9 protein-coding genes are annotated in these 8,579 nt (G+C 66.8%); 5 read left to right on the forward strand and 4 right to left on the reverse strand.

What is annotated here, in order from left to right:
* Positions 1-845, forward strand: an 845-nt coding sequence (locus tag EN780_RS21050) for an anhydro-N-acetylmuramic acid kinase (RefSeq protein ID WP_128275201.1), incomplete at its 5' end; no start/stop codon positions are given.
* 31 nt (positions 846-876) lie between these two features.
* Here EN780_RS21050 and EN780_RS21055 read toward each other — a convergent pair.
* Together EN780_RS21055 and EN780_RS21060 are read right to left on the reverse strand one after the other, a co-directional pair.
* Complete coding sequence (locus EN780_RS21055; protein ID WP_128275202.1) at positions 877-1,305, reverse strand: GNAT family N-acetyltransferase; 429 nt, start codon at positions 1,303-1,305, stop codon at positions 877-879.
* A gap of 61 nt (positions 1,306-1,366) precedes the next feature.
* Positions 1,367-2,557: an MFS transporter gene (locus EN780_RS21060; RefSeq protein ID WP_128275203.1), complete on the reverse strand. Its 1,191-nt coding sequence runs from the start codon at positions 2,555-2,557 to the stop codon at positions 1,367-1,369.
* Positions 2,558-2,605: 48 nt separating this feature from the next.
* On the opposite strand from EN780_RS21060, the gene EN780_RS21065 reads away from it, so the two are divergent.
* Positions 2,606-3,145, forward strand: a complete 540-nt coding sequence (locus EN780_RS21065; protein ID WP_126056125.1) for an Lrp/AsnC family transcriptional regulator — start codon at positions 2,606-2,608, stop codon at positions 3,143-3,145.
* A 307-nt stretch (positions 3,146-3,452) separates the two neighbouring features.
* Positions 3,453-4,475, forward strand: coding sequence for a LacI family DNA-binding transcriptional regulator (locus EN780_RS21070; RefSeq protein WP_127310598.1), 1,023 nt, complete (start codon positions 3,453-3,455; stop codon positions 4,473-4,475).
* 27 nt (positions 4,476-4,502) lie between these two features.
* Here EN780_RS21070 and EN780_RS21075 read toward each other — a convergent pair whose 3' ends face one another.
* Positions 4,503-5,465, reverse strand: a complete 963-nt coding sequence (locus tag EN780_RS21075; RefSeq protein ID WP_128275204.1) for an alpha/beta hydrolase — start codon at positions 5,463-5,465, stop codon at positions 4,503-4,505.
* Between the two features lie 14 nt (positions 5,466-5,479).
* Positions 5,480-6,628 carry a Gfo/Idh/MocA family oxidoreductase gene (locus EN780_RS21080; RefSeq protein WP_128275205.1) on the reverse strand — a complete coding sequence of 383 codons (1,149 nt, stop codon included), beginning with the start codon at positions 6,626-6,628 and terminating at the stop codon, positions 5,480-5,482.
* A 180-nt stretch (positions 6,629-6,808) separates the two neighbouring features.
* Here EN780_RS21080 and EN780_RS21085 point away from each other — a divergent pair, with 180 nt between their 5' ends.
* Together EN780_RS21085 and EN780_RS21090 are read left to right on the forward strand one after the other, a co-directional pair.
* Positions 6,809-7,609 carry a class I fructose-bisphosphate aldolase gene (locus tag EN780_RS21085; protein ID WP_128275207.1) on the forward strand — a complete coding sequence of 267 codons (801 nt, stop codon included), beginning with the start codon at positions 6,809-6,811 and terminating at the stop codon, positions 7,607-7,609.
* Between the two features lie 3 nt (positions 7,610-7,612).
* Positions 7,613-8,572 (forward strand): PfkB family carbohydrate kinase, encoded by a 960-nt coding sequence (locus EN780_RS21090; RefSeq protein ID WP_128275206.1) that lies wholly within the window; start codon positions 7,613-7,615, stop codon positions 8,570-8,572.
* Positions 8,573-8,579: the final 7 nt, after the last annotated feature.

The raw sequence follows: 8,579 nt of genomic DNA on the forward strand, positions 1-8,579 counted from the left end.
GCCATGGCCTGACCATGGCCGATATCGGCGTCGTCGGCTTCCACGGCCAGACGGTGCTGCATCGCGCGCCGGAGGCCGGCCGGCTCGGCCAGACCCGCCAGCTCGGCGACGGCGAGCTGATGCACTCGATCCTCGGAGCCAAGGTCGCCTACGACTTCCGCTCGGCCGACATGCGCGCCGGCGGACAGGGCGCGCCACTGGCGGCTGCCTATCACACCGCGCTGCTGCGCGCGGCGGATGCCAGCGGCGACATGGCGGTGCTCAATCTCGGCGGCGTCGCCAACATCACCTGGTGGGACGGCAAGGACAATGTCGTCGCCTTCGACACCGGACCGGCCAACGCGCCGCTCAACGATTTCATCAAGGCGAAGGGGCTTGGCGACATGGACCGCGACGGCGCGCTGGCACGCGCCGGCACGGTCGACGAGGCGCGGCTCGCCAGACTGCTGCAACATCCCTATCTGACCAAGCCCTATCCGAAATCGCTCGACCGTTTCGACTTCACCGCCGCGATGGCCGAAGGCCTCGGCGCCGAGGATGGCGCAGCCTTGCTGACCGCCTTCACCGCCGCCGCCGTCGGCAAGGCGCTCGACCTTCTGCCGCATCGGCCGAAGCGGCTGGTGGTCAGCGGCGGCGGCCGCCACAACCCGACGATGATGGCGATGCTCGCCAGCCGCGCCGGCGTCGAAGCCGTGCAAGCCGAGACGCTGGGCTGGAAGGGCGACGCGGTCGAGGCGGAGTGTTTTGCGTTCCTGGCGGTGCGGGTGCTGCGCGGCCTGCCGATCAGTTTCCCGAGCACGACCGGCGTGCCGCAGCCGATGCGCGGCGGGAAACTCGCCGGGTAGAGTTTTGCTTGCCGCAGTTCCGGACCGCCGATCAGGCGGCAGTCAGGCTCTTCTGCAGGAAGATGCGGCTGCGGCCGATGGGGAAATCGGGCAGCGTGCCAAACGGCTGGTAACCCTGGCGCTCATAGGCCCTGGCCGCCTTGGGATTGAAGGTGTCGATCCAGGCGCCGTGGCAGCCGCGCGCCACCGCCTCCTGTTCGGCCGCCTGCAGCATCTGGCCCGCCATGTGCTGGCCGCGCAGGCTCTCGTCGACCCACAGCCATTGCACGAAGAGCCAGCCCCAGGCGGTGTAGCCGGAGATGCCGGCGACGACCTTGCCAGCCTCGTCGCGAACGAAGACGGCGAGCGACTTTCGGCCCGAGGCGCCGACATCGGCGTCGTTGAAGGCGGTGAGTTGCTCGCCGAGGAAGGCGAGTTCCTGCGCCGAAGGATCGGCGGTGGTCTCAAGCGTCGTCTTCATCGCTTCGTCCAGTTCGGTTCCATTTGCCAGCCTTAGCGAAGGATCGAACAGGGACGCAAGCTTACTGCTGGGCAGTGCCTGCCGAGCGCCATGCCGCCGCCGAAGCGGCGACCAGCATCAGCAGGGCCGCGATCCCGGCACAATTGGCGAAGCCGAGGCTCGTATAGAGCGGGCCGAAGCCGGCGGTGCCGATGGAGACGGCGAGATAGGTGACGGAGCTGTTCAAGCCCATGATGGTGCCGCGCTGCGTGGGGTCGAGCGCGGTCAGGCGCATCACCAGGACGTTCAGCCCGAAATGGTTGGCAAGGCCCCAGAGGGCGACCGTCGCCATGAGCAGGCCGAAGCTGCCGCTGGCGGTGGCCATGGCGACATAGACGGCCGCCACCAGCAGACAGGCGAACGGCATGACGCGCCGGGCGCCGAGGCGGTCGATGACGCCGTCGAGCAGTGCCGCCGCGCCGAAGCCGAAACCATAGGCGAGTGCCGCCAGGCCATTGGCGCTGACCGGCTCGCCGAGGCCCTGGTGAAGGTGATCGCCGAGGTAGCCGTAGACGCCGTAGAAGGCGGTCATGAAGGCGCCGCAGGCGATCAGCAGCGGCAGGATGCCGGGAACGGCGAGGGCGCCGAGCGGCGAAGGCGCCGGGCCGCTTTTCTTGCTGTCGCGCAGCGAACTCATTGTCAGGCCGACGACGGCGGTCGCGGCAAGGAGCGCGACGGCGGCGAAGACGGCGCGCCAGTGCACGAGATCGGCAAGCACGGCCGACAGCGAGACGCCGGCCACCATGGAGAGCGTCCAGCCGGTCAGCACGACGCCGATGGTACCGCTTTCACGGCCTGGCGGCGCGATCGCCGCCGAACTCGCGTAGATCGCCGGCATGGCGACGCCGGCGGCGATGCCGGCGACCAGCTGGGCCGCGACCAGCGCCGTCACCGTCGGTGCCAGCGCGCTGGCGACCAGGGCCAGCGCCAGCAGCAGCAATGCGCCCCGCAGCATGCGGCGCGCGCCCACCCGGTCGATATAGCGGGCAAGGAAGAGCGCGCTGGCCGAGGTGCCGAGGCCAAAGGCAGCGGCCGCGCTCATCACCGCCGGCACGCTCGTCCCGAACGAGGTCGCCGCGGCGGGCGCGATCGGGCCGAGAACCAGCGAGTTGGAACCGATGACGGCGATGCAGCCGGTCAGGAGATAGGCGAGCGCCGGGATCGGCGGCCGGGGCGCCGCCACCAGAATTGCTGATTGATCACTGTTCGACATATGCCCATAATGGCCGTATTTAATTCGGCATCAATAAGGAATTCCGATATGGATGAAGAAACAGATGGCATTCAGCGGAACAGGCAGCCTGCCCGCGATATCGACCCTATCGACCGAAAGATATTAGGCATCCTGGTCGACGACGCGACCATCAGCTACGCCGAGCTCGGCGATCGCGTCGGCCTGTCGCCGCCGGCGGCGCATGAGCGGGTGAAGCGCCTCAAGCGCAGCGGCGCCATCCGCGCCACGGCGGCGATCATCGATCCCAGAGCGGTGAAGAAGCCGCTGCTAGCCTTCGTGCATATCGACACCAGGGGCTGGGGCAAGACGCCGGAGCTGATGGCGGTGTCCGAATTCCCCGAAGTCGAGGAGATCCATACGGTGGCCGGCGACACCTGCATGCTGCTCAAGGTCCGCACCGAGGACACGCGCGCGCTCGAGGGATTGCTGTCACGGCTTTACGAGACGCCGGGCGTCACCTCGACGCGCAGCTATGTGGTGCTGTCGACGTATCTCGAGCGGCCGGTACAGCCCGGCATCACGCAAGAATGGCCGGCGCCCCGGCATATGGCGACGCCGGTCTACTAGAGCATGATGCCGAAAAGCGTGAAGCGGTTTTCGGACGACATCATGCTCTATTTCTTTGATCTAGACCCGGATTCAGATTTCAGGTCGATTCGACCTGAAATCACCCGGCTCTAGGCGTTACCCTCACTGCAAGCTGCACACGCTTCTGCACAAAATTTACGCATGCAATAATTTCTCATAACGCGTTGAAACTTGAAAACTTGTCTGTAAAGTTTCACCTTGCAGGTGCGCGCCGGCGCGCTCTAAGTAGGTGCCGGCGCAGTCGCATGGGGCCAAAGGTTTGGATATCCATGCCGCGAGGGTTGGAATGGCGATGACGCACAAGACGATGGAGGATTTCGCCCGTTCCTGCGGCGTCTCCAGACCGACGCTGTCGAAATATTTCGACGATCCGACCAGCGTCAAGCCGGCGACCAGAAAGCGCATCGAGGAGGCGCTGCGCTCCTCCGACTATCAGCCGAATCTGTTCGCCCGCAACCTCAACCGCAAGCGCACCCGCAGCATCGGCATCGTCGTGCCGACGGTGACCGACCCGTTCTATTCGGAAATGGTCAGCCGCATCGAGCTTCGGCTGCGCGACGAAGGCTATTGGCCGATCGTCATTTCCTCGCACGGCTCGACCGAGCTCGAGGTCGAGGCGACGCGTACCATCCTGTCCTTGAAGGTCTCCGGCGCGCTCGTCGCGCCGCTCGGGCGGCGCTCCGATCACCGCACGCTGGAGAAGCTGACGCAGGCCATCCCGATCGTTTATTTCGACACTTATCTCGATGGCGGCACGCCCTTCGTCGGCAACAACAACACGCAGAGCGTCGCGACGATCGTCGAGTATCTCTGCCGATCGGGCGACGCGCCGGTCTATTTCGACATCCCGCATGTCAACCACAACTCGCCCGAACGGCTGGCCAGCTATGTCGCCTCGATGAAGCGGCTCGGGCATGAGCCGATCGTCATAGGCAATACCAGGGACTACACTTGGGATTTCGAGCGGATCGGCTACGAACAGACCGAGAGGATGCTCGGCAGTGGCGGCCTGCCGGGAAAGACCATCCTGTGCAACAACGATCGTCTCGCCTTCGGCGTGATGGCGGCCGCCTTCTCGAAGGGGATCAAGGTCGGCCGCAAGGCGGACTGCGACCTCAGGGTCGCGGCGCATGACGATCATCCGCTCAGCCGCTACACCTGCCCCGGCCTCACCACCATGGCGCAGGACTTCGCCGCCATGGCCGGGCGCAGCGTCGAAACGCTGCTGGGACTGCTCAACGAGGACGGGACGGCGGTGGCGCCCAAGGTCAATCTCGACGCGACGCTGGTGATGCGCCAGTCGGCGTGACCTGAACCTCGACCGACCCGACCCAGCTCAACCGGGATCGAAGCTCCGCCAGGCGGCGACCGCCGCCTCGACAGCCTGCCGCGATGCCGGGCCGTGGCGGCCCATCGAGACGAAGCCGTGGATCTGGCCCGGCCAGCGCTTGAGCACCACCGGCACGCCGTCGTTATGGAGACGCCTGGCATAGGCCTCGCCCTCGTCGGCGAGGATGTCGTGGCCGGCGATGGCCACGAAGGCCGGGGCGGCACCGGCAAGGCCTTTCGTCTTCAGCGGCGATACGCGCCAGTCGTCGATGTCGCCGGCGTCGCGAACATATTGATCGCGGAACCATGCCATGGTCGAGGCGGTCAGGCCGAAACCCTCGGCGAAGCGTCGGTAACTGTCCGCCGTCTGCGCGGCATCGGTGTTGGGGTAGAGCAGAAGCTGTGCGGTCACCGGGATCCGGTCGTCCCGCGCGAGCAGGCTGAGCACGGCGGCGAGATTGCCGCCGGCGCTGTCGCCGGCAACGGCGATGCGCCGCGCATCGATGCCGAGAGCGGCGGCCTCATCCCGCATGAAGGAGAGCACTGCGCGGCAGTCCTCGACCGCCGCCGGAAACTTGTGCTCCGGCGCCAGCCTGTAGGCGGGCGAAACGACGACGCATGCCGCGATGTTGGCGAACCAGCGGCAGATCTCGTCATGCGAGTCGAGATTGCCGATCACCCAGCCGCCGCCGTGGAGATAGAGCAGCGGCGGAGCAGCCTGGGCCGGCGCCCCCTGCCCGCGATAGACTCTTACCACCATCGATCCGCCGGGTCCGGCGAGCGTGCGCTCACCGACCGACCCAACCGGCTCGCGCTCTCCCTGCAGCTCCGGGAAGCCCTGGTCATAGGCGCGGCGCGCCTCCTCGGGAGTGCCGGTCTCGAACGGCGGGGCGTCAGCCTGCCGGCCGAGATCGAGCACGTGGCGGGCTTGCGGATCGAGCCCGGTTGCCGTCGAGGGCGATGTCGTCATCGGGCGGCCTCCCGTCAGGCCAGCAGGCTCGTCGCCTCGTCCTCGGCGAGAAGCGGCGGCTGGTCGACGGTGCCATTGACAGCAACCGATCCGCGGCTCTCGCCGGAGGCGAGGATCGCCTCCATGATCTCCAGCACATGCAACGCCAGTTCGCCGGAAGCTCGCGGCCTCCTGCCCTCGGACAGCGACCGGACCAGATCGGCGACACCGAGCATGCGGTAGTTGGCGCGGTCGGGCGCGGCATAGGGCCAGTTGCGCGCGCCGTAGAGCTCGCTGTCGCTCTCGAAATCCTTCCAGTCGGCGCCGCGCGCGGACAGCGAGACGGTGCCGCCGAACGTGTCGGGATCGGGGAGTCTCAGCGAGCCCTCGGTGCCGTGCAATTCGATCGGATGGTTGGAGTGCCTGAAGACGTCCCAGGAGGCGCCGAAGGTGACAGTGGCGCCGGAGCGGAATTCGAGCAGCGACAGGATGTTGGTCGGCGTGCCGACCTTGAAGCTGGTGTTCTTGAAGGGACCGTCGGCGGTGATCAGCCGCTCCTCCTGGCCGCGTGTCGCCATCGCCATGACGCGGGCGACAGGGCCGAGCAGGTTGACGAGCATCGTCAGGTAGTAGGGGCCCATGTCGAAGACCGGGCCGCCGCCGGGCTGATAGTAGAATTGCGGATTGGGGTGCCAGTGCTCCATGCCGCGCCCCATCATGAAGGCGGTGCCGGTCACCGGGCGGCCGATGGCGCCCTCGTCCATCAGGCGGCGCGCGCGCCGCCCGGCGGCGCCGAGGAAGGTATCGGGGGCCGAGCCGAGCAGCAGGCCGCGGCTGGCTGCTTCGGCGACCAGCCGGCGGCCGTCGCTGGCCGAGGTCGCCAGCGGCTTTTCGGTGAAGACGTGCTTTCCGGCCGAAAGCGCCGAGAACGAAATGTCGAAGTGCGCCGCCGGTATCGTCAGGTTGAGGACAAGGTCGATGTCCGGGTCGGCCAGCAGCGCATCGACGCCGAGCGCCCGGATGCCGTATTCCTTGGCACGGAGCGCCGCCATGTCGGCGGAAATGTCGGCACAGGCGCGCAACTCCATCCCGCCGAACAGAGCCGCATTGCGCAGATAGGTCATCGAGATGTTGCCGCATCCGATGACACCGATGCCGAGCTTTGTCTTTGATTTTCCGTGCATTTTCGATCGTACCTCCCAACGCGGCCACGGCTTGGCCGCACCCTGGCGCCAGCAATGGATCACAATCGAAAGCCGCTATACAACATTTTAATTCTTGACGCGCGTAAAAATTTTATGGAGCATGTGAAAACGCTGACGCAGCAGGATCTTGAAAACAACCGATTGGGGAATTTTGAACTCATGAGCCTCGGAACCAAGGTGCGCCTTGCGCGCCTCTTCTCGCATCCATCGGGGAACCTTTTCGGCGGCGCGGTCGACCACTTCGTCGGCTATGGCGACGTGCGCAAGGGCGGCCTTGCCGACCTGCCGGGCGCGCTGGCGCGCGTCATGGCGGGCAAACCCGACTACGTCAGCATCCAGCCTGGCACCGCGCGCCATCTGTGGCCGCAATATGCGGGCAAGGCTTCCCTGGTGATCCAGGCGGGCTGCTTCACTCCGGACGATCGCATCAGCGAGCTGATCGCAACGCCCGAGGATGCGGTGCGCGCGGGGGCCGATGCATTGGCAGTGGCCATTCCGGTGCGCGGCGCGACCGAGGGCAAGTACATACGCTGGCTGACCGATTCGGTGAACGCAGCGGCCCGCTACGGCATGCCGGTGGTGGCGCATATCTACCCGCGCGATTTCACCGACGGGGCGAAAATCGTCTTCACCCCCGACGAGATCGCCTATGCGGCGCGCATCGGCTACGAGTCCGGCGTCGACGTGATCAAGATCGGCTACACGGGCGATTTCGAGTCGTTCCAAGAGACCGTCCGGACCTGCCCGGTGCCCGTTGTGATCGCGGGTGGTCCGAAGACCGATACCCTGCTCGGCGCGCTTCAGCAGACGGCGGACGCCATCCGTGCCGGTGCGCGCGGTGCCGTGGTCGGCCGCAATCTCTGGGGGCATGGCGATCCGCAGAAGGCAGCGCTTGCCTTTCGCGGCGTCATCCATGACGGCCTGTCGGCAAAAGACGCCCTGGCGAAGGCGGGTGCCTGAACGATGCCCACCGTCCCCTCGATCCTCGGCTTCGGCGCTATTGCGATCGACGACATCGTCTATGTCGATCAGCCGCTGTCGGCGGGCAAGGGGAAGGTTCTGCAAAGTGCCCGCGCCTTCGGCGGAAATGTCGCGACGGCCCTTGCCGCCGTCGCGCGGCTCGGCGGAACCGCCGGGTTCGTCGGATGGCTGGGCAGTGCCACGGACGACCCGGTGCTGTGCGATCTCGTTGCGAGCGGCGTTGAAACCGCATTCGCACCGCGCCACCCGCAAGCGCGCCCGGTGCGTTCGCGGATCACCGTCGGCTCGGATGGGGAGCGGTTCATCGCCTATGACGACGATGCGATGCTGGGCACCGCTCCGGACTTTCCGGACGATATCCTCAGCCGCGCGACGGTCCTGATCGTCGATAGCTACGCGATCCGGTCGCTGGATGTCGTGGCCCGGGCTCGCGATCTCGGCGTTGCGATCCTCGGCGATATCGAATGGAGCAGCGGCCCAGCCACCGAGCGGCTGATCGCGCTCTGCGACCATCTCATTCTTCCCCTCGCCTTTGCGCGGACTGCCACGGGCCGCCGATCGCCGGCCGAGATGCTCGATGCGCTATGGTTGCCGTCGCGGTCCGCCGTGGTTCTGACCGATGGCGGCAGGGGCGTCTACTATCGCGGGCGCGACGAGACAGGGCTCTGGCACCTGCCCCCGCACCGGGTTGACGTCGTCGACTCGACCGGCGCCGGTGACTGCTTTCATGGCGCCTATGCCCATGCATTGACGCGCGGGGCCGACACCGCAGGCCGGGTCGCGTTCGCGGCCGCGGCCGCAGCCCTGTCCGTAACGGGGCGAGGCGGGCGCGAAGCGCTGCCCGCCAACGACCAGGTCACGAAACTTCTGACATCTACGAACGCTCCGTCAGCGGTCGAACTGAGACTTGTGGAGGAGGAAGATGGCAGAAGGCATTCTTGAGAATATC

Source organism: Mesorhizobium sp. M4B.F.Ca.ET.089.01.1.1 (genome assembly GCF_004022605.1).
Lineage (GTDB): Bacteria > Pseudomonadota > Alphaproteobacteria > Rhizobiales > Rhizobiaceae > Mesorhizobium > Mesorhizobium abyssinicae.